The following is a 22354-nucleotide window of genomic DNA, read 5'->3' on the forward strand; positions in this document are numbered from 1 at the left end:
CACGTGCGGCGCTTCACGCCCGGCCAGGTGGCCGAACAGACGGGGTTCACTCTCGACACGCTCCGTTACTACGAGCGCATCGGGTTGCTCGACGGCATCGAGCGCAACTCCGGTGGTCAACGTGTGTTCAGCGAGGCCGACATCGCCTGGCTGCGGATCCTGCGGTGCCTGCGCGACACCGGGATGCCGATCTCCAGGATGGTCCGGTACGCCGAGCTCGCGCGCGGCGGCGACGAGACTGTCGCCGAACGGCTGGCCGTGCTCGAGGAGCACGACGAGGACATCGACCGCAGGATCGCCCTGCTGCGTGAGGAGCAGGACCACATCCGCGCCAAGATCGACTACTACCGCCGGGCCATGGCGGAGCCCGCCCCCGCGGACGAGGAGACCGCGGTCAGCCAGGGGTGACGAACCCGGTCTCGTAGGCCGTGATCACCGCCTGCGTGCGGTCCCGGGCCCCGAGCTTGGCCAGCACGTTCCCCACGTGGGTCTTGACCGTCTGCACGCTCACGAACAGCCGCTCGGAGATCTCGACGTTGGACAGGCCGCTGGCCACCAGGCGCAGGACCTCGGCCTCGCGGTCGGTCAGACCGGCATGTGCGAGCCCGCGGTGCGGTTCTGGCCCGCGGTGGGCGGCGGCGAGGCGCCGGATGGCCGCCGGGAACAGCAGTGACTCCCCGCTGACGACAAGCCGGATGGCCCGCACGATGTCGTCGGGGCGGGTGCGCTTGAGCAGGAAGCCGTTGGCACCGGCACGCAGGGCGTCGTAGACGTAGTCGTCGTTCTCGAACGTGGTGACCACCAGGATCTTCGGCGGCTCGGCGAGGGTCTCGAGCATGTGCCGGGTGGCCTGGATGCCGTCCACGGCCGGCATGCGGACGTCCATCAGGACCACGGCGGGGCTCAGGCGGCGCACCAGCGGCAGCACCTCGGCGCCGTCGCCTGCCTCGCCGGCCACCACGAGGTCGGGCTCGGCGTCGATGATCGCGCGCAGACCGGCGCGGATCAGCTCCTCGTCGTCGACGAGCAGAACGGTCGTCTTGCCGCTCTCCGCGCTCATCCCCGGGCCGCCCTCTGGGTAGTCCGAAGTGGAATGCTGACCCGAACCGCCCACCGGTCGCGCTCCGGGCCGGCCGACATCTCCCCGCGCAGCACGGCCACCCGCTCGCGCATGCCCCGAAGCCCGTGCCCGCCGCCGTTCCTGGTCGCCGCCCCGAGGCCGAGCGGGTTGCTCAGGTCAAGCTCGAACCGGTCGGCGTCGGCGGCAAGGCGCAGTTCGGCCGGCACCTTCCCGGCGTGCCTCAACACGTTGGTCAACCCCTCCTGCACGATCCGGTACGCCTCCCGCGACACGACGGGCGGCAGGTCGGCAACCGAACCCTCCACAGTAGAGCTGACAACCACCCCAGCGAGCCGGGTCTTGTCCAGCAACACGTTCAGGTCCGCCAACGTCCATTGTGGATCATCTGGTGTCCGCTCCTCGCGGAGCAGCCCGAGTACGTGGTCGAGATCCTCGAGTGCGGTGCGCGCGGACTCCTCGATCGCGCCGAGCGCCCGCCGCGCGAAGGCGGGATCGCTGTCGATCACCCGCCTGGCGGCGCTGGCCTGGATGGTGACCACGCTCAGCGCGTGGCCGACCGAGTCGTGCAGCTCGCGCGCGAGCCGGTTGCGCTCGGTGAGCCGCTCGGTGCGCCGCGACAGCTCGGCCAGCCGCTCGGCGGTGGTCGGGCCGAGCAGCGGCGCCGCGAGCCGCGCGAGCACCGCCCCGCTCGCGGCGACCAGGTAGACCAGCAGGACCAGGCTGAGCAGGCTCACCGCCGGCACCCAGGCCGACGCCCAGCCCGTGGGGAAGCGGAGCGGGATGTCCAGCAGTCGCATCGACCCGGTGAACGGCACCGCCACCGAGAGCGCCACGGCGGGTGGGAGGGCGAGCGTGAGTGCGCCGACCAGGCCGCCCACCACCAGATGGACGACAAACCAGGTGGCGGAGCGCCACCGCTCGGACCAGCTGGTGGCGCGCCGGGCGGCGTGCTCGGGGACGCGGTCGCCGAGCAGCTCCCGCGCGGCGGTGCCCTCGATGACCCGGACCGCCGGGATGAACGACATGGGGACCATCAGCCCGAGCACGAGCAGCACCGTGGTCAGCACGACCAGCCCCGGCTCCCGCTGCACGGCGACGGGGAGCACGGAGGGCAGGACCATGGCCGCGAGCAGCATGAACGGGACGAGCACCGCCCCGCCGAGGATCAGGTACACCCACCGCCGGTAGGTGGAGGGGCGGACGAGCGGGTCGAGCAGCACGCCCCGATCCTCGCAGACGGGCGCGTGGTCGGCGCTCCCCCGGCGGAGCCGGACAACTCCCTCGGAGGAGTGATGCGGGTTACGCTCCTGGCAGCGGAGAGTGAGGGGTGGATGACACACCAGCACACACCAGGCGGCGGTGGCGCCGAGGAACCTCCCGTGCCCCCGCCCACCCCCAACGAGCCCACGGCCGCACAGCCCACCCCCTGGGACCCGTTCACCCCCCGGGCCACCGACCCCTCCCCGCCGAGCAGGCCGGCCGCGCCCAGCCCGTGGGAGCCGTTCACCCCACCGCCCCCCGACCCAGCCACCGCCGCGGAGCCAGCGACCTCACCCGGCACCGCTCCCCCCACCCCGCCCACGCCCACGGCCAGAGAGCCAGCCCTGTCGGCCACCGACCCAGCCACGGCCGCGGAGCCAGCGACGTCACCCGGCGCTCCCCCCACCTTCCCGCACCCCACCGACCCGCCCACGCCCGGAGAGCCAGCCACACCAGCCAACCCCCACGACCCCACCACCCCACCGCCCACGACCTGGGAGCCGACCTCACCCCCCAGCGCCGACCGGCACACCGTGTGGGAGCCGGCCCTCGCGCCGCCACCCTCACCCGAAGGTCGGGAACCAGCCACCGTCGAGAACCTCGACCCGCCCACGGTCGCCGAACGCCGCGCCCCCGCCACCCTCGACCCGCCGACGATCAGCGCCCCACCCACCGACCCGGCGGTCGACCCGACCGGCCCCGCCACCGACAGTTGGCCGCTCACCGACCTCCTCGACGACTCCCCCGCCCCGCCCGAACCCCGGCGCACCCGCCCGCCCCTCGAGCCGCCCCCGCCCAGGCCACCGGTGTACTACATCTCCCTCACCGTCGCCGTGATGTTGGCGCTCGGCCTGGTCACCGGGCTCGCCGTGCTCGCGGCCAACCCCCCGGTCAGCCGCCTCACCGGCACGCCGCTCGCCCTGAACATCCCGGAGCTGCCCTCGCCCACGCAGCCCACCCCACCCGGCGAACCGACCACGACGACGACCACGACGACCACCACCACGGCCGCGCCGAACGGCGCCTTCGCCGACCTGGCCGGCCACCCGCTGTCCACCTCGACCACCGTCATGCCGGAGTCGACCTGCGACCTGCCCACCTTCGCCATCGAGGACGAGGCGCAGGCCGCCTTCTACGAGGCCACGGAGGTCTGTGCGGACGCGGCGTTCGGCGGGCTGTTCGCGGAGGCCGGTTTCGACACGGTTCCGGTCGAGGTGCGCACGGTCACCGGCACACCCGTCGACACCCCGTGCGGCGAGATCGGGCCCGCCGCGCCGGCGACCCAGTGCGCGGGGACGGTCTACATGACCCCGGCCCACCTGCGCGACGTCGAGGGCAACGGCCGCTACCCCGGCCGGTACTTCGGCGTGTTCCTGCGCGAGTACGCGCGGGCGCTCCAGGAGGCCTCCGGGTTCGCCGAGCTCTACGACGCGGCCACGGCCGCCGGTGCCACCGAGGAGGACGTCGCCACGCGCGCGAGCCAGCAGGCGGTCTGCCTCGCCGGCGTCGCCGCGGGTGCCATGGCCGAGCGCGGCTCGGTGGACGCCAACATCTTCGTCGAGATCGGGCAGCGCCTCATCGAGGTGGACGCGCCGGCGGCGGCCGCGGACTGGCTGGAGCGCGGCGCCGGGAGCAGACAGCTGTCCGCGTGCAACTCCTGGGCCGGGCCCTGACCAGGACTCAGAGGGTGAAGCCGAGCGCCCGCAGCTGCTCGCGGCCGTCGTCGGTGATCTTCTCCGGACCCCACGGGGGCATCCACACCCAGTTGATCCGGAAGTCGTCCACCAGCCCGCCGCCGGGGCCCGAGGTGAGGGCCGCGCGCGTCTGGTCCTCGATCACGTCGGTCAGCGGGCAGGCGGCCGAGGTCAGCGTCATGTCCAGGGTGGCGGTGTTGTCCTCCTCCACCCGGATGTCGTAGACCAGGCCGAGGTCGACGACGTTGATGCCCAGCTCGGGGTCGACCACGTCGCGCATGGCCTCCTCGAGGTCCTCGATCGCGGCCACGTCCGCCCTGGGGGCCGGGGGCTCGGGGAGCGACTCTACGCCGCGGGCGACTTCCTCGGTGCTCATCGGGCAGCTCCTTCGACTCGCGACACCGCGTCCTTGAACGCCATCCATCCCAGCAGCGCGCACTTCACGCGCGCCGGGTACTTCGCCACCCCGGCGAAGGCCACCCCGTCCTCGAGGACGTCCTCGTCCGGTTCGACCTTGCCCCGGCCCTGCACCATCTCGACGAAGGCGTCCATCGTGGTCAGGGCCTCGTCCACGCTGCGGCCGGTGACCAGGTCGGTCAGCACGCTCGTCGAGGCCTGGCTGATCGAGCAGCCCTGCCCCTCGTAGGAGACGTCGCCGATCCGGTCCTGCTCCACCGCGACGCGCAGGGTCACCTCGTCCCCGCAGGTCGGGTTGACCTGGAAGGACTCCGCGTCGTACGGGTCGCGCAGCCCTCGCCCGTGCGGGTTCTTGTAGTGGTCCAGGATGATCTCCTGGTACATCGACTCGATGTTCATCCGAAGACCTTCCTCACCTGCGCCAGTCCTGCCACCAGCGCGTCGACCTCGGCGCGCGTGTTGTACAGGTAGAACGACGCTCTGGTGGTCGCCGGAATTCCGTACCGGAGCACGGCCGGCCGGGCGCAGTGGTGACCCACCCGGACGGCCACGCCCTGCGCGTCGAGGAGCTGGCCCACGTCGTGCGGGTGGATGTCACCGAAGGTGAACGACACCTCGGCGACGCGGTCCTGGGCCGTCGGCGGCCCAACGATCCGCACACCCTCCACTGAGGACAACGCCTCGAGCACGTACTCGGTCAGCCCGTGCTCGTGCGCGGCGATCGCCGGCATGCCCACCGCCGTCAGGTAGTCCACGGCCGCGCCGAGGCCGACCGCCTCGGCGATCGGCGGGGTGCCGGCCTCGAACTTGTGCGGCGGCTCGGCGTAGGTGGACCGCTCCATGGTCACCGCGGCGATCATCTCGCCGCCACCGAGGAACGGCGGCAGCTCCTGGAGCAGGGGCAGCCGGCCCCACAGCACGCCGATCCCGGTCGGGCCGAGCATCTTGTGCCCGGTGAACGCGACGAAGTCGGCGCCGAGCGCGGCGACGTCGACCGGCATGTGCGGCACGGACTGCGACGCGTCGAGCAGCACCAGCGCACCGACCTCGCGGGCGCGGGCGATGACCCGCTCGACGGGGTTGATCGTGCCGAGCAGGTTCGACACGTGCACCATCGAGACGATCTTCGTCCGCTCGGTGATCACACTGTCCAGGTCGGACAGGTCGAGCCGGCCCTCGTCGGTGATCCGGAACCACTTCAGGGTCGCGCCGGTCCGCTCCGCGAGCTGGTGCCAGGGCACGATGTTGGAGTGGTGCTCCATCTCGGTGATGACGATCTCGTCGCCGGCACCGACCCGGTAGCCGGGGCCCGCCTCGCCGAGCACGCGGGCGACCAGGTTCATCGCCTCGGAGGAGTTCTTGGTGAAGACCACCTCGTCGCGGCTCGGCGCGTTGACGAACGCGGCGACCTTGTCCCGGGCGCCCTCGTACAGCGCCGTGGCCTCCTCGGCCAGCGAGTGGACGCCGCGGTGCACGTTGGCGTTGGACGTCTCGTAGTAGCGGACGATCGCGTCGAGGACCTGGCGCGGTTTCTGCGACGTCGCCGCGTTGTCCAGGTACACCAGCGGCCGGTCGCCGTGCACGGTCCGGGACAGGATCGGGAAGTCCTTGCGGATCGTCTCGACGTCCAGGGGTGCGACTGTGGTGGTCACCTCGGGAACCTCGTTTCGAAGAATGCGCGTCAGCCGATCGCGGCCGGCTCCTGCTTTCCGGTGAACCGGACGTAGCCGTGCTCCTCGAGCTGGTCGGCGAGCTCGGACCCACCCGACTCGACGATCCGGCCGCCGGCGAACACGTGCACGAAGTCCGGGGTGATGTGGCGCAGGATGCGGGTGTAGTGGGTGATCAGCATGACGCCGACCTCGCCACCGGCCTTGACCCGGTTGATGCCCTCGCTGACCACCCGCAGCGCGTCCACGTCGAGGCCGGAGTCCGTCTCGTCCAGGATGGCGATCTTCGGGCGCAGCAGCGCCAGCTGCAGGATCTCGTGGCGCTTCTTCTCACCGCCGGAGAAGCCCTCGTTCACCGAGCGCTCGGCGAACGCCGGGTCGATGTCGAGGTCGGCCATGGCCTCCTTGACCTCCTTGACCCAGTGGCGCAGCTTCGGCGCCTCGCCGCGGACCGCGGTGGCCGCGGTGCGCAGGAAGTTCGACATGGACACGCCCGGCACCTCGACCGGGTACTGCATGGCGAGGAACAGGCCGGCCCTGGCCCGCTCGTCGACGCTCATCGACAGCACGTCCTCGCCGTCGAGCAGCACCTCACCGGAGGTCACCTCGTACTTGGGGTGGCCGGCGACCGCGTAGGACAGGGTGGACTTGCCGGACCCGTTCGGGCCCATGATCGCGTGCGTCTCACCCGCGTTGATCGTCAGGTTGACCCCGGACAGGATCTCCTTCGCGCTCTCGTCCGCGGTGACCGAGACGTGCAGATCCTTGATCTCCAGCGTGGCCATGTCGTGCGTTCTCCTTGGTGATAAGTCAGTTCGTGGTGGTGGTGACGTCCACATGGACCTCACCGTCGCGGATCTCGACCGGGAAGACGTCCACCGGTTCGGTGGCCGGGGGCGAGGACGGAGCACCGGTCCGCAGGTCGAAGCAGGACCCGTGCAGCCAGCACTCGACGCCCTTGCGCGTCACCTCGCCCTCGGACAGGGCGAGCGTCGCGTGCGAGCACTCGTCGCGCAGCGCGTGCACGGTGTCGCCCTGCCGCACGAGCACGACCGGCTCGCCGTCGACCTCGACGCCGAGCGGCTTGCCCTCGTCCAGCTCCGACAGCGCGCAGGCCCTGCTCACCGGGCGCCCCCGGGGGTGCGCCCGGTCATGCCCCGACCGCCTCCAGCTCCGCCTCGATCGCTGCCTCGAGCCGTTCCCGGATCTCCGGGACGGTGATCTTCATCAGCAGCTCGTGGAAGAAGCCGCGCACCACCAGCCGGCGCGCGACGCCCTCCGGGATGCCGCGAGCCTGCAGGTAGAACAGCTGCTCGTCGTCGAAGCGGCCGGTCGCGCTGGCATGCCCGGCGCCCGCGATCTCGCCGGTCTCGATCTCCAGGTTCGGCACCGAGTCGGCGCGCGCGCCCTCGGTCAGCACCAGGTTGCGGTTCAGCTCGAAGGTCTCGGTGCCCTCGGCCGCGGCGCGGATCAACACGTCACCGATCCAGACCGTCCGCGCGTCCTCGCCCTGCAGCGCGCCCTTGTAGACCACGTTGGACCGGCAGTTGGGCTGGGCGTGGTCGGCGAACGTGCGCAGCTCGATGTGCTGACCCGCGTCGGCGAAGTACAGGCCGTTGAGCTCAGCGTCGCCGCCGGGGCCGGCGTAGGTCACCGTCGGGCTGATCCGGACGAGGTCGCCACCCAGTGCCACGAGGTGGTGGCGCAGGATCGCGTCCCGGCCGAGCCGCGCGTGGTGCGCGGAGACCTGCACCGCGTCGTCGGCCCAGTCGTGCACGCTGACCACGGTGAGCTTGGCGCCATCCTCGACGACGAGCTCCACGTTGTCGGCGACCGTGCCGCCGCCGCGGTGGTCGAGCACGACGACGCCCTCGGCGAACCGCTCGGCCCGCACCTGCAGGTGCCCGTAGGCGACCTGGCCCTCGCCCGGACCGGTGATCGTCACCGTGGTGACGCCGGCCCGGACCTCCTTGGGCACGGTCACGACCGTGGCGCGGGTGAACGACGAGTAGGCCTGGGCCGCGATCCGGTCGGCCGGGGTCCCGCCCTGGCCGAGCCGCTCGTCGTCGCGGCCGACGGTCTCGACCCGGACGTCGTCGCCGGCGACCTCGACGGACAGCTCGCCGGCGGCGACCGCGGTGCCGTCGTGCAGACCGCGCAGCCGCTTCATCGGCGTGAAGCGCCAGATCTCCTCACGGCCGCCCGGGACCTCGAACGCCTCGACGTCGAACGAGGCGAACTGCTCGGCCCGGGACGCGGCGGGGACCACCGCCCCGTGCGAGTGCGGTGTCTGTGTTGCCTGGCTCATCTATCCGACGGCCCCTTCCATCTGCAGCTCGATGAGCCGGTTCAGCTCCAGCGCGTACTCCATCGGCAGCTCGCGCGCGATCGGCTCGACGAAGCCGCGCACGACCATCGCCATCGCCTCGTCCTCGGTCAGGCCGCGGGACATCAGGTAGAACAGCTGGTCCTCGCTGACCTTGGAGACCGTGGCCTCGTGGCCCATCGACACGTCGTCGGTGCGGATGTCGACGTACGGGTAGGTGTCGCTGCGGCTGATCTGGTCGACCAGCAGCGCGTCGCACTTGACCGTGGACTTCGAGTGGTGGGCGCGCTTGGCGACCTTCACCAGACCCCGGTAGGAGGTCCGGCCGCCGCCGCGCGCCACCGACTTCGACACGATCGTCGAGGAGGTGTGCGGCGCGAGGTGCTCCATCTTGGCGCCCGCGTCCTGGTGCTGGCCCTCGCCGGCGAAGGCGATCGAGAGCACCTCGCCCTTGGCGTGCTCGCCCATGAGGAACACCGACGGGTACTTCATCGTGACCTTGGAGCCGATGTTGCCGTCGATCCACTCCATGGTCGCGCCCTCTTCGGCCTTGGCGCGCTTGGTGACCAGGTTGTAGACGTTGTTCGACCAGTTCTGGATCGTGGTGTAGCGGCAGCGGCCGCCCTTCTTCACGATGATCTCGACGACCGCGGAGTGCAGCGAGTCCGACGAGTAGATCGGCGCGGTGCAGCCCTCGACGTAGTGCACGTAGGCACCCTCGTCGACGATGATCAGCGTCCGCTCGAACTGGCCCATGTTCTCGGTGTTGATCCGGAAGTAGGCCTGCAGCGGGATCTCGACGTGCACGCCCTTGGGGACGTAGATGAACGAGCCGCCGGACCACACGGCGCCGTTGAGCGCCGAGAACTTGTTGTCACCGTGCGGGATGACCGAGCCGAAGTACTCCTCGAACAGCTCGGGGTGCTCCTTGAGACCGGTGTCGGTGTCGAGGAAGATCACGCCCTGCTTCTCGAGCTCCTCGTTGATCTTGTGGTAGACCACCTCGGACTCGTACTGCGCGGCGACACCGGACACCAGGCGAGCCTTCTCGGCCTCCGGGATGCCCAGCTTGTCGTAGGTGTTCTTGATGTCCTCGGGCAGGTCCTCCCAGCTCTGGGCCTGCTTCTCGGTCGAGCGCACGAAGTACTTGATCGTGTCGAAGTCGATGCCGGACAGGTCGGCGCCCCAGTTCGGCATCGGCTTGCGGTCGAAGAGCTGGAGCCCCTTGAGCCGGGACTCGAGCATCCACTCCGGCTCGCCCTTCTTGGCCGAGATGTCCCTGACGACGGCCTCGGACAGGCCGCGCTGCGCGGAGGCACCGGCGACGTCGGAGTCGGCCCAGCCGAACTGGTAGCGGCCGAGGGAGGCGAGCGTCTCCTCCTGCGTCAGCGGCGGTGATCCTGCGCGCTCCGGGGCGGTGGTCATGAAGGCGTCCCTTCGGTCGTGGTGGGAGCGGTCGGGTGTGGCCGCGCAGCGAGTTCGGTGCCGCTGAGCGGTACGTGTGTGGTGCACGCGGCGTCGCCGCGCGCGATGGTCGAGAGGCGTTGGACGTGGGTGCCCAGCAGGTCGGCGAACATCTCCGTCTCGACCTCGCACAGCTGGGGGAACTCGGCCGCGACGTGCGCGACCGGGCAGTGGTGCTGGCAGAGCTGCTCCCCGGTCCCGACCCGCCGCGTCGACGCAGCGTAACCCTCCCTGGTGAGCGCGGCCGCGAGGGCCTTGGCCCGCTCGGCCAGCTCCGTCTTGTCGGTGACCGACGGACGGTGCGGGTCGACCAACGAGGCCACCCGACGCTCGGCGAACTGCCGGACCGCCGACTCACCCCCGCCCTCGGCGACGAACCTGATCGCCGCGATGGCGAGGTCGTCGTAGGCGTGGCCGAACCTGGCCCGTCCGGTCTCGGTGAGCAGCCAGAGCTTGGCCGGCCGCCCGCGACCCCGCTGACCGCGGCGTGGGGCGTCGCGGAACTCCGCCTCGCCGTTCGCGACCAGCGTGTCGAGGTGCCGGCGCACCGCCGCCGGACTGAGCCCGAGGGTCTCGGCGACCGCGGCCGCCGTGATCGGGCCCTCCTCCAGCAGCAGGCGCGCCACACCATGCCTGGTGCGGCCCTCGGCCAGCTGCTCGTTTTTCACAACACCAGTGTGTCCTATTTCGCGGGGTGGAGCAAAGCCGCCCCGACCCAGAGGTGAGCGGGCTCACCCCGACCGGCCCTCGCTACGCTTCGCACGTGGTGGCGGGAGACACGGTGCGCGAGAACACCGATCGGCGCTCGCCCGGCGCCCTGGACGCCCGCGAGCGCCGTCAGCTCGACGTCATCCGCCGGTTCGGCACGGTCGGCGCCCTCCTGCTGGCCGTCGGCTCGCTGGGTGCCGGCGCGGCGCCCGTGTTCAACCCGGTCTGGCGGATCCCGGTCTTCGGCATGTTCAGCCGGATGACGACGGTGTCGCTGACCATCGCGTTCGTCGGCGTGTTCATGATCGTACTCGCCTGGCTCGGTCTCGGTCGGCTCTCGCTGCCCGGCCGCGACCGCATGGTCTCGCTGCCGCAGATGGCGCGGACGCTGCTGATGTGGACCGCGCCGCTGGTGTTCACCGTGCCGATGTTCTCCAAGGACGTCTACAGCTACCTGGCGCAGAGCGAGATCGCGGCCCGGGGGCTCGACCCCTACACGGTGGGCCCGGCCGAGGCCCTTGGCGTCGGCGACCCGCTCACCCAGGGCGTGCCGACCATGTGGCGGGACACGCCCTCGCCGTACGGACCGCTGTTCATCGTGGTCGGGAAGGCCATCAACTGGGTCACCGGCGACCACGTGGTGATGGGCGTGGCATTCCACCGGCTGCTCGCGCTGGTCGGCTTCGCGATGATCGTGTGGGCGCTGCCGCGGCTGGCCCGGTGCTTCGGGATCAACCCGGTGAGCGCACTCTGGCTCGGCGCCGCCAACCCGCTCGTGCTGTTCCACCTGGTCGTCGGCGTGCACAACGAGGCGCTGGCGATCGGGCTGATGCTGGTCGGCATCGAGCTGGCGCTGCGCCGGATGCCCCGGTGCGGGCCGGACGGCCCGTTCCCGCCCTGGCGGCGCGGCGAGCTGCTCTGGTACGGCATCGGGGCCACCGTGATCACCCTGGGCGCGGCGGTGAAGATCCCCGCCGCGCTGGCCCTCGGCTTCCTGGGCGTGATGATCGCCCGCCGGCTCGGCGGGCAGTGGAAGCACCTGTTCGCGACCGGGGCCGCGCTGATGGTGATCTTCCTCGGCGTGCTGACGATCGCCTCGCTCGGCAGCGGGCTCGGCTACGGCTGGACGATGACGCTGAACACGGCGAACGCGATCAAGTCCTGGATGGCACCGATGACCGCGCTCGGCTTCGGCGCGGGCGGTCTCGGGATCCTGCTCGGACTGGGCAACCACATCGACGCGGCGATCACGGTCAGCCGGATGGTCGGCACGCTGCTCGGACCGCTGCTCGCGGCGAAGCTGCTGCTCGACGGCTTCCGGTGGCGGCTGCGCCCGATGATCGGCCTGGGTGCCGCGCTCGGCGCGGTGCTGGTGTTCGGCGCGACGGTGCAGCCCTGGTACCTGCTGTGGGCGGCGCTGCCGCTCGCGGTGGCCGCGGGCAACATCCGCTTCCGGACCATGGCGACGGCCATCAGCGCGGGCTTCGCGGTCGCCCTGCCGCCGACCGGCAGCACCTTCGACGGGCGCACCTACCAGCTCCCCTACGCCTACGCGGGTGCGTTGATCGTCGTCGCCATGGCGTTGTTGCTGGTGAGACGGTATGTCCCCACCAGCCCGCGCCGGCGGCCGGAAACTGTCGGTGCCCCCGCCTAGCGTCGCACGCATGGCCACCCCACCCACCTTCACCGAGTCGGACATCCGCTACGTGATCGCCGAGTACCGCACGCTCGGCGAGCTGTGCCACGGCCGCGCGGAGAGCGTCGTGGAGGTGAGCCGGCTGATCGAGGCCGGCCGGTTACCCCGGGCCACCTACGTCCTGCCCTCCGGCGAGGCGCGGTTCCCGCCGGACTACTTCGCCCTGCTCGACGCCGCGGGCTCGGTCGAGGAGCTGCCGGCGCACTTCCGCTCGCGGTGCCTGGCGGCGGGTTCGGCGCAGGACGTGGACGAGGCCTGGGCGGGCTACCTGTCCGGGGAGTTCGGCGTGTGCCTGCGTGAGGTGACGCCCGAGGCCATCGTGGCGAAGGGCCGCCTGCTCGACACGATCGAGCGGCTGCTCGCCGAGCCGTCGCCGGAGGACCGCGGCTGGCAGGCGGAGTTACGCGGCGCGGTCGACGAGCTGGACGGGCTCGAGCGCCCGTTCACCGACTACGACCGCCAGCGCTGGGGCGACACCACGCGTGACCGCTGCATCACCCGCGTCCGGGCGCGCTTCCCGGACGCCTTCACCCTCCAGGGAGCATGAGCTTGGACGATTCACGGGGCTTCGTTCGTCACCGAAGGGGCACGTCCTAGCCTTACCGTCGTGAGCGCACGCACCTCCGCCCCCGCGGTGGACGTCTCCGGACTGGTCAAGCGCTTCGGCCAGACCACCGCTGTCGACGGCCTGAGCCTGCGCCTCGACCAGGGCACGGTGCTCGCGCTGCTCGGCCCGAACGGCGCTGGCAAGACCACGACCGTCGAGATCTGCGAGGGCTTCCAGCGGCGCGACGCCGGCTCGGTCAGCGTGCTCGGCCTCGACCCGGCCACCCACGCCGAGGCCCTGCGCCCGCGGGTCGGCGTGATGCCCCAGGGCGGCGGGGCCTACCCCGGGGTGCGGGCCGAGGAGATGCTCGCGCTGGTCGCGGCGTGCGCGGCGAACCCGCTGTCGCCGGCGTGGCTGTTGGACGTGCTCGGGTTGACCTCCGCCCGGCGCACGCCGTTCAAGCGGCTCTCCGGCGGCCAGCAGCAGCGCCTGTCGCTGGCCTGCGCGCTGGTGGGCCGCCCGGAGCTGGTGTTCCTGGACGAGCCGACGGCGGGAATGGACCCCCAGGCCCGGCGGCTGGTGTGGGAGCTGGTGGGGGCGCTGCGGGCGGACGGGGTGAGCGTGCTGCTGACCACGCACGCGATGGAGGAGGCCGAGGAGCTCGCCGACCAGGTGGTGATCGTCGACCGCGGCCGGGTGGTGGCCGAGGGCACCCCCCGCCAGCTGACGGCGGAGACGGAGGACGCCGCCCAGCTCCGCTTCCGGGCACGCCCCCACATGGACACGAGCCAACTGTGCGCCGCCCTTCCCGACGGCTGCCGGGTCCACGAGCCCACACCCGGCGCCTACCTCCTGTCGGGGCGCATCGACCCCCAGGTGGTGTCGGCGGTGACCGCGTGGTGCGCCCAACAAGGCGTCCTGGCCGAGGAGCTCCACGTCGGCCGCCGCAGCCTGGAAGACGTCTTCCTGGACCTGACAGGCCGCGAACTCCGATGAGGGTGCCTGCCCAGACCGCGCCCACGGCGACCACACCCGCCACAACCGCGCCCGCCACAACCGCGCCCGCCACAACCGCGCCCGCCACGACGAAGCCCATCCAGACCCCGCACGCCCCGACCGCGCACCCCCACACCGCGCCCACCACGACGGCGCCCGCACCGACGGTGTTGCCATGACGACGACGTTCCCCGCCGGCACGTTCCGGCCCGCCCCCGGCCGAGGCCGGGTCGCCCACATGCTCGCGACCCACGCCCGCACCGAGGCGATGCTGACCCTGCGCAACGGCGAGCAGATCCTGCTCACGCTGCTGATCCCGCTGGCCCTGCTGGTGGGCTTGACCGTGCTGGACGTCTTCACCCTCCCCGAGCCGAGGGTCGACTCGGTGACCCCGCGGATCTTCGCCCTCGCGGTCATGTCCTCGGCCTTCACCGGGCAGGCCATCGCCCTCGGGTTCGACCGCCGCTACGGCGTCCTCAAACGCCTCGCCGCTACGGCGCTGCCCCGCTGGCTCCTCCTGGCCGGCCGCACCGCCGCGGCCCTCGTGGTGGTGGCCGTCCAGCTGGTGGTGCTCGGCGTGGTGGCCGCGCTCCTGGGTTGGTCCCCGTCCCCCGCCGGCCTGCTCTGGGCGGTGCTCCTGGTCCTGCTGGGCACTCTCGCCTTCGGCGCCCTGGGCGTCCTGCTGGGCGGCGCCCTCAAAGCCGAGATCGTCCTGGCCCTGGCCAACCTGGTCTGGTTCGCCCTCGTCCTGGCCGGCGGCCTCGCCGTCCCCGCCACCTCCCTACCCGACGCCTGGGCCGACGTGGTCACCCTCCTCCCGTCGGGCGCCCTGGCCGAGGGACTCCACGCCACCCTGACCGCCGGGACCGCCCCCCACTGGTCGATCGTCGCCACCCTCCTCGCCTGGACGGCAGCCGCCTCGGCCCTCGCCACCCGCACCACCAAGCTCTCCTGACCTCCGACCGAGGTGCGGCCAGGACGAACGCGCGCGAAACCGCGGTATTACCGGTGCGCGCCGTCGTCGAAGGCCTCGCGGGCCGCCGCTACCGCCGTCCGGTGGCGATCGGCCCACTGGGTCAGGCCGGCCAGGTGCTCGTAGAGCTCCCGAGCCATCTCCGTCGCCGTGTACTCGACCCTCGGCGGCACCGTGGGATGGACCGTCCGTTCCAGCAGGCCGTCGCGCTCGAGGTTGCGCAGGGTCAGGGTGAGCATCCGGCGGCTGATGCCCGGCATCGCGCGCTCGAGGCCGGTGAAACGCACCGGGCCGTGCGCGGTCTCCATCAGGATGCCGATGCTCCACTTGCCGCTCACCCGGCCGAGCACGTCGAGGATCGTGCACGCCTCCGCGCTCCCGACCTGGTCGGGCACACAGCTGTTCCCCCGTGACATGGAAGTGCCTTCTTCCGCTCGCCCCGCACGCTCACCGATCATGGCGACCGTAACAAGGAGGACCCATGGCCATCACGTTCGACGAGCGCACCCGCGCGCTGCTCGACGGCAGGAACTTCGCCGTCGTCGCCACGCTCTCCGCCGGCGGCGCACCCCAGACCTCGGTGGTGTGGATCGCGCGCGACGGGGACACGGTGGTGTTCTCCAGCACCGCCGACCGGCAGAAGACCCGCAACCTCACCCGCGACCCGCGGGTCAGCCTGAGCGTCTTCGACCTCGAGAACCCGTACGAGTCGGTCGACATCCGCGGCACCGCCGAGCTGGCCGAGGACCACGACCACGCGGTGCAGAAGGCGGTGTCGCACAAGTACCTGGGCGAGGACCCGCCCACCGAACCGGACACCGTCACCCGCGTGGCCGTCCGCGTGGTCCCGCACCGGGTCCACCACTTCTCGGCCTGACGGTCAGCTGACCCGCCGCTGGGCCCGCTCGCGGCGCCGCGCCACCGCCGATCCCGACTCCCGGCGCGCCATCCGCCGGAGGACCACCGGCGCCAGCAGCAGGCCGAGCACCGCCCACGCCCCCAGTGCGCACACGGTCTCCACGTGCCGCCAGGACTCCCCGATCTCCACGCCCACCGCGCTGTCCGGCAGCAGGGCCGCCCGCATGCCCAGGCCCATCCAGTAGATCGGGAAGACCTGGGCCGTCCACTGAACCCACTCGGGCATCGAGGTGACCGGGTAGAAGACGCCCGAGATCGCGATCATGCCGAGGATCGGCAGCGTGAGCAGCCCCTGGTCGCGTGCGCTGGTGAACACCGATCCGAGGACCGCACCGATCGGCAGGGTCGCCGCCAGGCCCAGCGCCAGCAGCCCCGTCAGGGCGAGCCACGACCCGACGCTGCCGACGGCGAGGCCGGAAATGATGAACAGCCCCGGGACCAGGAAGATCGCGAGGTCGACGACCAGCCCGCCGGACACCGAGATGATCTTCCCGACCAGGTAGGTCACCATGCCGTTGGGCGTCGACTTCGCCCGCAGCAGGGTTCCGTCCTCGCGGTCGACGGTGAGCAGGTGGCTCATGGTGACCAGGGCCATCGCGGCGTTCATGCCGAGGATGCTCGGCAGCACCAACGTGCCGAGCAGGAACCCGCTCTGTCCGAACGAGACGTCCCGCACGAAGAACAGGGTTACCAACATCAGGACGGGCCAGAGGACGTGGTTGAGCAGTTCGCCGGCGTTGGTCAGGGACTGTCGCAACTCGATCAGCCCCCGGGAGCACCCTGCCCGCAGCGCGGTCGTGGTCGGGTTCACCGGCCCACCCCCGCGGCCTCGGCCTGGCGCACCAGCGCCAGATAGGTGTCCTCCAGCGAGGCTCTCCTGATCTCCAGCTCGCTGACCGTCGTGCCGTGCCGGCGGAACAGATCGAAGGCGAACCCGGTGGAGTCCGTGGTCGACCGCGAGAAGCTCCGGCCGTCACGCCGCCAGCGCACCTCGTCCTCGCCGGCTATCCGCCGGGCGAGCTCGGCCGCCGTTCCGTCCGCGACGACCCGCCCGCGGTCGAGGATCACGATGCGGTGTGCCAGCTTCTCCGCCTCGTCCAGGTCGTGGGTGGTGAGCAGGATCGTCGTCGCGTCCCGGTCGGCGAGACGCGCGACGAGCTCGTGGAACTCGCGTCGGGCACGCGGGTCGAAGCCGGTGGTCGGCTCGTCGAGGAACAGCAGCTCGGGCCGGCCCACGATCCCGACCGCCACGTCAAGGCGGCGCCGTTGCCCGCCGGACAGCGTGCCGACCGCGGAGCTCGCCTGCTCGGTAAGGCCCACCGCCGCAACGAGCTCGTCGACGTCCCAGGGCCGGGTGACCGTGTCGGTGGAGTAGCAGGCGTAGCAGGAGCCCAGGTGCGCCAGCAGCTCACGCACCCGCCACCGTCCGTGGTCCCGCCAGGACTGCAGGACTACTCCCACCCGCGCCCGCCACCGTTCGCTCCCATGGGCGGGATCGGTGCCGAGCACCGTAACCCGGCCCGCCGAGCGCATTCGGAAGCCTTCCAGGATCTCGATCGTCGTGGTCTTGCCCGCCCCGTTCGGACCAAGCAGGGCCAGCACCTCCCCCTGGTGCGCCCGAAACGTCACCTCGCGCAGGACGTCCCTCGTCCCGTAGCGCATCCCCAGCCCCTCGACCTCAAGCACGACATCTCGCATACAAGCAACCATAGTTGACTAAAATGCGAATAGGCAACCCAGGTTGCCAATTAAGGTCACCACCCCGCACCGCCCACGTGGACCGGGTTCCATACCATCGACGCGTGTCGCTCGCATCGCTGAAAGCCCGGATCGACCGGCTGCCCCAACCGAGCTACCGACTCCAGGTCGGGGTCGCGATCGCGGTCGTCGCGACGCAGGCGCTCATCGCGATGACGGGCGCCATCGTCCGGGTCACCGGGTCCGGACTCGGCTGCCCGACCTGGCCGGAGTGCTTCCCGGGCAGCATGGTGCCGGTCGAGCACCCCGAGTACGCGACGCTCAACCAGTGGATCGAGTACGGGAACCGGCTGTTCACCGGGCTCGTCGGGCTGATCGCCGGCGCGGCGCTGGTCCTCGCCTACCTGCACCGGCCCCGCGACCGCCGCTACCTCCGGCTCGCGCTCGCCATGCCGGTCGGCGTGGTCATCCAGGCGATCATCGGCGGCCTCACGGTCCGGATGGAGCTGCTCTGGTGGACCGTCGCCGTGCACCTGCTGGCCTCGACGGTCATGGTCTGGCTCGCCACCCTGCTCGTCCACGCCATCCCCCGCGACGGCCGGCCGGCGCCCGCCGGCACCCCCCTGCTCTACCTGCCCACCGGGCTCCTCGTCGGCATCCTGCTCACCGGCACGATGGTCACCGGCGCCGGGCCCCACGGCGGTGACCCGGACACGCCCAGGCTCGACCTTCCGGTGGAGACCCTGGCCCACCTCCACGCGGCCATGCTCTACACCTTCCTCGGCTCGCTGGTCCTGATCGGACTGTGGCTGCGCGGCACCACCAACCCGCCCTGGCGCCGGTACCGGGTCCTGCTCGCCGTCGCCCTCGCGCAGGGGGCGATCGGGCTCGTGCAGTTCTGGACCGGCGTCCCGGAGCTGCTCGTGTCCCTGCACGTGCTCGGGGCGATGTGCGTCATCATCGCCACCGCCTCGCTCTGGTGCGGCGTCCGCAGAACCGCTCGAGAAACACAGCCTTCGGTGGCGGAGCAGCCACAGAGCGCATAACGTGGAGGACACAGGCCTACGGCTACGTAACCGTAGGTACGCGTTGTCAGGCCGCGCCCCCGGCCGAGTTACGAGGTTTCCGGACTCATCACTTCCACGCTCTCGCCCTCACGCGACACCCCTCACGCTCCCAAACCGCTGATCGGACGCCGGCGCTCGCTGCCGGAGACGTTCGTGGTGAAGATGTTCATCCTCATCCCCTTCGCCGCGCTCGTGGCGGCCGTGCCGCTGGCCTGGGGTTGGGGGCTCGGCTGGGCCGACATCGGCATCGCCGCCGGGTTCTACCTGGTCTCCGCGCTGGGCGTGACCGTCGGCTACCACCGCTACTTCACCCACGGCTCGTTCAAGGCGAACCGGCCGCTGCGCATCGCGCTCGCCGTCGCCGGCGGGCTGGCCGCGCAGGGCTCGGTCGTCGACTGGGTCGCCGACCACCGTCGCCACCACGCTTTCTCCGACCGCGAGGGCGACCCGCACTCCCCCTGGCTGTTCGGCACGAGCGCGCGGGCCCTGGCCAAGGGCTTCTGGCACGCGCACATGGGCTGGCTGTTCGAGCGCGACATCACCAACGCCGAGCGCTTCGCCCCCGACCTGCTCGCCGACCGCGACATCCGCCAGGTCGACCGCCTCTTCATCCCGTTGACCATCACGAGCCTCGTCCTCCCCGGCGTGCTGGGCGGCCTGATCACGATGTCCTGGTGGGGCGCGGTCACCGCGTTCTTCTGGGCCGGCCTGGTCCGCATCGCTTTCCTGCACCACATCACCTGGTCGGTCAACTCCATCTGCCACATGGTCGGCTCGCGACCGTTCGTCAGCCGGGACCGTGCCGCCAACTTCTGGCCGCTCGCGATCCTGTCGATGGGCGAGTCCTGGCACAACTCCCACCACGCCGATCCCACCGGCGCCCGGCACGGCGTGCTCCGGGGCCAGCTCGACATCTCCGCCCGGGTGATCTGGGTCTTCGAGAAGCTCGGCTGGGCCACGCAGGTTCGGTGGCCGCGCCCGGAACGGCTCGCCGCGAAGCGGGTGCCCGCGGAGCGCTAGGGTCGACCTCCTGGATCACACGCGGAGGACGACGTGGTTGACGCAGTAGTCGTACGGGCCACCGGCGGGGCGGAAGTACTCGAGCTCACGCAGGTCGATCCGCCCGAGCCAGGCCCGGGAGACCTGCTCGTCGAGGTGGCGGCCGCGGGCGTCAACTACATCGACACCTACCACCGCCGCGGCATCTACCCCAAGGACCTGCCGTTCGTCCCCGGCAACGAGGGTGCCGGCGTGGTCCGGGCCGTCGGGACCGAGGTCGAGGGTGTCGACACCGGCGACGTCGTCGCCTGGGCCGACGTGGCCGGCTCCTACGCCCAGCAGGTCGTCGTGCCGGCTCGCTCGGCCTACCCGGTGCCCGAGGGCGTCGGGGCGGAGGTCGCGGCCGCGGCGATGTTGCAGGGCCTCACGGCCCACTACCTCGTGACGTCCACCTACTCGGTCAAGCCGGGGGACACGGTGCTCGTGCACGCCGCCGCGGGCGGGGTCGGCCTGCTGCTCGTGCAGGCGGCCAAGGCCCGCGGCGGCAGGGTGATCGGCACGGTGTCCACCGCCGAGAAGGAGGAGCTCGCCCGGGAGGCGGGTGCCGACGAGGTCATCCGCTACACCGAGAAGGACTTCGCCGACGAGGTCGCCCGGATCACCGACGGCACGGGCGTCGCCGCGGTCTACGACGGCGTCGGCAAGGACACCTTCGACCGCAGCCTCTCCTGCCTCGCCCCGCGCGGCATGCTGGCCCTGTTCGGCGCGTCCAGCGGCGCGGTGCCGCCGGTCGACCCCCAGCGGCTCAACGCGGCCGGCTCGGTGTTCCTCACCCGCCCGACGCTGGCCCACCACATCGCCACCCCCGAGGAGTTCCGGTGGCGCTGTGACGAGCTGTTCGCCGCGATCTCCGCGGACCGGCTGCGGGTGCGGATCGGCGGGCGGTACCCGCTGGCGGAGGCCCGCCGCGCCCACGAGGACCTCGAGGGCCGGCGGACCACCGGAAAGCTCCTGCTGCTCCCGGGCTGACCCCGGCTCACGGCCGCGGTCGACCAGGGCTTCGCGGACCCGCTCTAGCCGACCTGGACGGCGTCGACCACGAACACCAGGGTCTCGTCCTGCAGCTCGTTGCCCGAGCCCGCGTAGGCGAACTCCGGCGGGGCGACGATCAGCCGGCGGCCGGCACCGCGCATGCCGACCAGACCCTGGTTCCACGCCTCGATGAGCCCGCTGCCCACGGTCTCCACCGGCAGTGGGCTCCCCTGGTCGTAGGAGCTCTCGACCAGCTGGCCGTCGGACCACTTGACCAACGTGTAGTGCGCCTGCATCGACCCGCCCTGGGCGACCTGCGGTCCCGTGCCGGGCGCCAGGTCGGCCACGACCAGCTCGGTCGGCGCGGAGCAGGTGTCCGGCACGGTGATGGTCGGCTTCGCCCCGGCGGCACCCTCGACCTTGATGTCCTTGGCCGTGCACGCGGCCCCGGCCTGGTCCGGGGCGGGGTCTCCGGACGCGCTCGACTCCGTCTCGGCGGACGACTCCGTTTCCGACGGGGACTCCGTCGGCGGCGCGAAGGTCTGGGTGTCCCCCGGCGGTTCGTCGGACGCCTGCTCGTTGGCGACACAGCCGCTGACGGTCAGCGCCACCGCCGTCGTCACGCCGATGAGGAGCTTGCTCACGTTGCGCATGGTTTGCGAGCTTAGAGGGCAGGTCGGAAGGTGCCCGACGGCGCCTGACGGTAACCAGGTCAGGTCACTCTTTTCGCCTATATCTCGGGGCACGGCACGGAGGTAGAGTAACTCCCCGCACTCGATCAAACACCCGAGGTGATGCCCGTTGTCAGCGGACGGCAAAGGCCTCCGCAAGAACCCGATTCAAGAGATCTTCTGGACTAGAACCGGCCTCCTACTCCTGATCTTGTTGGTGACATCGGGCCTGACCATGATCGCCTCGAGCGGCATGGCCGCCGGAACCGGGAGGAACCTGGTCACGGCGATGGCGACGGGGACCCTCGTCTCGGCGATAGTGGGCTTCGGCCAGACGCTGATCACCGCCAGCGCGGCCCAGCGGGCCATGCTCACGCCGCTCATCGAGGAGAGTCGCCAGGCGCTGCGCGACCTGGCCGACGAGTACCGATCGATGAACCGGGAGTTCTTCCCCACTCACGTGTTCGAGCCCACCGCCGAGCCCAGCCCCGCCTTCAACCGGCTGATGATGCAGGACCTGGAGAACACGAGGCACTACCTGTTTCGGGGCTTCTCCGGCCGGCATGCCGCCGCCAGGCTGCTGCTGTCGCGTTCGGAGTGGGAGTTCAGGGCCGTGGTGTCCGACCCGCGCAACCTCTCGGGGGTCGGCGGCCGGGCCAGGTACCTGATCCGGCACTCCGCCGCCGACGTCGACCAGGACACGATCAACGCACGGCTGCACGAGGAGATCAGAATCGGCCTGGTGGGCCTGTTCCTGGCTCGGAGCAGGTGCACCAGGATGGAGGTGACCGTGATCTCCGACCCGCCCATCGACCGGTTGGAGATCTTCGACGACAGCGTCTGGGTGACGCTCTACAGCGACGCCCGGGCCACCAACGCGTTCCCGCGGACGCTGCGGTTCTCCGAGGGCTCGTTCGTCTACACGATGGAGCGGGCCGAGTTCTCCCGGATCTCCGCATCCCGCCACGCACACCACCTGGTGATCACGCCGAACACCACGCGCGAGGACTTCATCGCGCAGTTCGAGAAGGTCACCGGGAGCAGACTCACCGAGGAGCAGTTCCTTGAGTTGAACGCCGAGTTCTACAACTTCCTCCGAGACTTCTCCGTTACCGCCGAGTTGGGGAGCTGATAGTC

General features: G+C 71.5%; 25 protein-coding genes. 11 read left to right on the plus strand and 14 right to left on the minus strand.

Annotated elements, in window-relative coordinates; genetic code table 11:
- The first annotated feature begins 3 nt into the window (after positions 1-3).
- On the plus strand, positions 4-408 hold the full coding sequence (locus BU204_RS00690) for a MerR family transcriptional regulator (protein WP_075123509.1): 405 nt from the start codon (positions 4-6) through the stop codon (positions 406-408).
- Here BU204_RS00690 and BU204_RS00695 read toward each other — a convergent pair.
- Together BU204_RS00695 and BU204_RS00700 are read right to left on the minus strand one after the other, a co-directional pair.
- Positions 395-1060: a response regulator gene (locus BU204_RS00695; protein ID WP_075123510.1), complete on the minus strand. Its 666-nt coding sequence runs from the start codon at positions 1058-1060 to the stop codon at positions 395-397. The two genes, BU204_RS00690 and BU204_RS00695, sit on opposite strands and share 14 nt — an antisense overlap.
- Positions 1057-2301 (minus strand): sensor histidine kinase, encoded by a 1245-nt coding sequence (locus BU204_RS00700; protein ID WP_075123511.1) that lies wholly within the window; start codon positions 2299-2301, stop codon positions 1057-1059. Before BU204_RS00700 ends, BU204_RS00695 begins: the two co-directional genes overlap by 4 nt.
- Positions 2302-2460: 159 nt before the next feature.
- On the opposite strand from BU204_RS00700, the gene BU204_RS00705 reads away from it, so the two are divergent.
- Positions 2461-4014: a hypothetical protein gene (locus BU204_RS00705; RefSeq protein ID WP_143229228.1), complete on the plus strand. Its 1554-nt coding sequence runs from the start codon at positions 2461-2463 to the stop codon at positions 4012-4014.
- Between the two features lie 7 nt (positions 4015-4021).
- Here the strand turns inward: BU204_RS00705 and BU204_RS00710 are convergent, their stop codons facing one another.
- Genes BU204_RS00710 through BU204_RS00745 form a run of 8 tightly spaced genes read right to left on the minus strand, consistent with a single transcriptional unit; the run spans position 4022 to position 10580 of the window.
- Entirely contained in the window at positions 4022-4411 is a 390-nt protein-coding gene (locus tag BU204_RS00710) for a metal-sulfur cluster assembly factor (protein WP_075123513.1), read from the minus strand.
- Positions 4408-4851: a Fe-S cluster assembly sulfur transfer protein SufU gene (gene sufU / locus BU204_RS00715; protein ID WP_075123514.1), complete on the minus strand. Its 444-nt coding sequence runs from the start codon at positions 4849-4851 to the stop codon at positions 4408-4410. The genes BU204_RS00710 and sufU overlap by 4 nt, the downstream gene beginning before the upstream one ends.
- Positions 4848-6104: a cysteine desulfurase gene (locus BU204_RS00720; protein ID WP_075123515.1), complete on the minus strand. Its 1257-nt coding sequence runs from the start codon at positions 6102-6104 to the stop codon at positions 4848-4850. Before BU204_RS00720 ends, sufU begins: the two co-directional genes overlap by 4 nt.
- A 29-nt stretch (positions 6105-6133) precedes the next feature.
- A complete protein-coding gene (sufC, locus tag BU204_RS00725) occupies positions 6134-6907 on the minus strand; it encodes a Fe-S cluster assembly ATPase SufC (RefSeq protein ID WP_075123516.1) in 774 nt (257 codons plus the stop codon).
- Positions 6908-6932: 25 nt separating this feature from the next.
- Entirely contained in the window at positions 6933-7247 is a 315-nt protein-coding gene (locus tag BU204_RS00730; protein WP_075123517.1) for a non-heme iron oxygenase ferredoxin subunit, read from the minus strand.
- Positions 7248-7272: 25 nt separating this feature from the next.
- On the minus strand, positions 7273-8430 hold the full coding sequence (gene sufD, locus BU204_RS00735) for a Fe-S cluster assembly protein SufD (protein ID WP_075123518.1): 1158 nt from the start codon (positions 8428-8430) through the stop codon (positions 7273-7275).
- Positions 8431-9873 (minus strand): Fe-S cluster assembly protein SufB, encoded by a 1443-nt coding sequence (gene sufB, locus BU204_RS00740; RefSeq protein WP_075123519.1) that lies wholly within the window; start codon positions 9871-9873, stop codon positions 8431-8433. It lies immediately after the preceding gene.
- Complete coding sequence (locus BU204_RS00745; protein ID WP_233158992.1) at positions 9870-10580, minus strand: helix-turn-helix transcriptional regulator; 711 nt, start codon at positions 10578-10580, stop codon at positions 9870-9872. Before BU204_RS00745 ends, sufB begins: the two co-directional genes overlap by 4 nt.
- A 95-nt stretch (positions 10581-10675) precedes the next feature.
- Between BU204_RS00745 and mptB the strand changes: the two genes are divergently transcribed.
- The 4 genes from mptB (at position 10676) to BU204_RS00765 (ending at position 14814) form a co-directional block, all read left to right on the plus strand.
- Positions 10676-12274: a polyprenol phosphomannose-dependent alpha 1,6 mannosyltransferase MptB gene (gene mptB, locus BU204_RS00750; RefSeq protein WP_075123687.1), complete on the plus strand. Its 1599-nt coding sequence runs from the start codon at positions 10676-10678 to the stop codon at positions 12272-12274.
- A 10-nt stretch (positions 12275-12284) separates the two neighbouring features.
- Positions 12285-12863: a DUF6058 family natural product biosynthesis protein gene (locus tag BU204_RS00755; RefSeq protein WP_075123521.1), complete on the plus strand. Its 579-nt coding sequence runs from the start codon at positions 12285-12287 to the stop codon at positions 12861-12863.
- Positions 12864-12923: 60 nt separating this feature from the next.
- Entirely contained in the window at positions 12924-13859 is a 936-nt protein-coding gene (locus tag BU204_RS00760) for an ABC transporter ATP-binding protein (RefSeq protein ID WP_075123522.1), read from the plus strand.
- A 175-nt stretch (positions 13860-14034) separates the two neighbouring features.
- Positions 14035-14814: an ABC transporter permease gene (locus tag BU204_RS00765; protein WP_075123523.1), complete on the plus strand. Its 780-nt coding sequence runs from the start codon at positions 14035-14037 to the stop codon at positions 14812-14814.
- Between the two features lie 47 nt (positions 14815-14861).
- Here BU204_RS00765 and BU204_RS00770 read toward each other — a convergent pair whose 3' ends face one another.
- The gene (locus tag BU204_RS00770) at positions 14862-15248 is read right to left on the minus strand and encodes a winged helix-turn-helix transcriptional regulator (protein WP_075123524.1); all 387 of its coding nucleotides are present in this window, start codon (positions 15246-15248) and stop codon (positions 14862-14864) included.
- Between the two features lie 65 nt (positions 15249-15313).
- On the opposite strand from BU204_RS00770, the gene BU204_RS00775 reads away from it, so the two are divergent.
- Positions 15314-15709, plus strand: coding sequence for a PPOX class F420-dependent oxidoreductase (locus tag BU204_RS00775; RefSeq protein ID WP_075123525.1), 396 nt, complete (start codon positions 15314-15316; stop codon positions 15707-15709).
- Between the two features lie 3 nt (positions 15710-15712).
- Here BU204_RS00775 and BU204_RS00780 read toward each other — a convergent pair whose 3' ends face one another.
- Together BU204_RS00780 and BU204_RS00785 are read right to left on the minus strand one after the other, a co-directional pair.
- Complete coding sequence (locus BU204_RS00780) at positions 15713-16561, minus strand: ABC transporter permease (RefSeq protein ID WP_075123526.1); 849 nt, start codon at positions 16559-16561, stop codon at positions 15713-15715.
- Positions 16558-17448: an ABC transporter ATP-binding protein gene (locus BU204_RS00785; RefSeq protein WP_075123527.1), complete on the minus strand. Its 891-nt coding sequence runs from the start codon at positions 17446-17448 to the stop codon at positions 16558-16560. The genes BU204_RS00780 and BU204_RS00785 overlap by 4 nt, the downstream gene beginning before the upstream one ends.
- Positions 17449-17552: 104 nt before the next feature.
- Between BU204_RS00785 and BU204_RS00790 the strand changes: the two genes are divergently transcribed.
- The 3 genes from BU204_RS00790 (at position 17553) to BU204_RS00800 (ending at position 20543) form a co-directional block, all read left to right on the plus strand.
- Positions 17553-18494, plus strand: a complete 942-nt coding sequence (locus BU204_RS00790; protein WP_075123528.1) for a COX15/CtaA family protein — start codon at positions 17553-17555, stop codon at positions 18492-18494.
- A gap of 183 nt (positions 18495-18677) precedes the next feature.
- Complete coding sequence (locus tag BU204_RS00795; protein ID WP_143229245.1) at positions 18678-19535, plus strand: acyl-CoA desaturase; 858 nt, start codon at positions 18678-18680, stop codon at positions 19533-19535.
- Positions 19536-19568: 33 nt separating this feature from the next.
- Positions 19569-20543 (plus strand): quinone oxidoreductase family protein, encoded by a 975-nt coding sequence (locus BU204_RS00800; protein ID WP_075123530.1) that lies wholly within the window; start codon positions 19569-19571, stop codon positions 20541-20543.
- 44 nt (positions 20544-20587) lie between these two features.
- Here the strand turns inward: BU204_RS00800 and BU204_RS00805 are convergent, their stop codons facing one another.
- The gene (locus BU204_RS00805; protein WP_158073377.1) at positions 20588-21190 is read right to left on the minus strand and encodes an FKBP-type peptidyl-prolyl cis-trans isomerase; all 603 of its coding nucleotides are present in this window, start codon (positions 21188-21190) and stop codon (positions 20588-20590) included.
- A 238-nt stretch (positions 21191-21428) separates the two neighbouring features.
- Here BU204_RS00805 and BU204_RS00810 point away from each other — a divergent pair, with 238 nt between their 5' ends.
- Positions 21429-22349 carry a hypothetical protein gene (locus tag BU204_RS00810; protein WP_233158993.1) on the plus strand — a complete coding sequence of 307 codons (921 nt, stop codon included), beginning with the start codon at positions 21429-21431 and terminating at the stop codon, positions 22347-22349.
- Positions 22350-22354 lie beyond the last annotated feature (5 nt).

The organism is Actinophytocola xanthii, from assembly GCF_001921205.1.
Taxonomy (GTDB): Bacteria; Actinomycetota; Actinomycetes; order Mycobacteriales; family Pseudonocardiaceae; genus Actinophytocola; species Actinophytocola xanthii.

What these genes read in the sequence shown, in the direction of transcription:
- BU204_RS00695 (WP_075123510.1), bottom strand. Translation starts at nt 1,060, where the DNA reads ATGAGCGCGGAGAGCGGCAAGACGACCGTTCTGCTCGTCGACGACGAG.
- BU204_RS00710 (WP_075123513.1), bottom strand. Translation starts at nt 4,411, where the DNA reads ATGAGCACCGAGGAAGTCGCCCGCGGCGTAGAGTCGCTCCCCGAGCCC.
- sufU (WP_075123514.1), bottom strand. Translation starts at nt 4,851, where the DNA reads ATGAACATCGAGTCGATGTACCAGGAGATCATCCTGGACCACTACAAG.
- sufC (WP_075123516.1), bottom strand. Translation starts at nt 6,907, where the DNA reads ATGGCCACGCTGGAGATCAAGGATCTGCACGTCTCGGTCACCGCGGAC.
- sufD (WP_075123518.1), bottom strand. Translation starts at nt 8,430, where the DNA reads ATGAGCCAGGCAACACAGACACCGCACTCGCACGGGGCGGTGGTCCCC.
- sufB (WP_075123519.1), bottom strand. Translation starts at nt 9,873, where the DNA reads ATGACCACCGCCCCGGAGCGCGCAGGATCACCGCCGCTGACGCAGGAG.
- BU204_RS00755 (WP_075123521.1), top strand. Translation starts at nt 12,285, where the DNA reads ATGGCCACCCCACCCACCTTCACCGAGTCGGACATCCGCTACGTGATC.
- BU204_RS00765 (WP_075123523.1), top strand. Translation starts at nt 14,035, where the DNA reads ATGACGACGACGTTCCCCGCCGGCACGTTCCGGCCCGCCCCCGGCCGA.
- BU204_RS00770 (WP_075123524.1), bottom strand. Translation starts at nt 15,248, where the DNA reads ATGTCACGGGGGAACAGCTGTGTGCCCGACCAGGTCGGGAGCGCGGAG.
- BU204_RS00775 (WP_075123525.1), top strand. Translation starts at nt 15,314, where the DNA reads ATGGCCATCACGTTCGACGAGCGCACCCGCGCGCTGCTCGACGGCAGG.
- BU204_RS00785 (WP_075123527.1), bottom strand. Translation starts at nt 17,448, where the DNA reads ATGCGAGATGTCGTGCTTGAGGTCGAGGGGCTGGGGATGCGCTACGGG.
- BU204_RS00795 (WP_143229245.1), top strand. Translation starts at nt 18,678, where the DNA reads ATGTTCATCCTCATCCCCTTCGCCGCGCTCGTGGCGGCCGTGCCGCTG.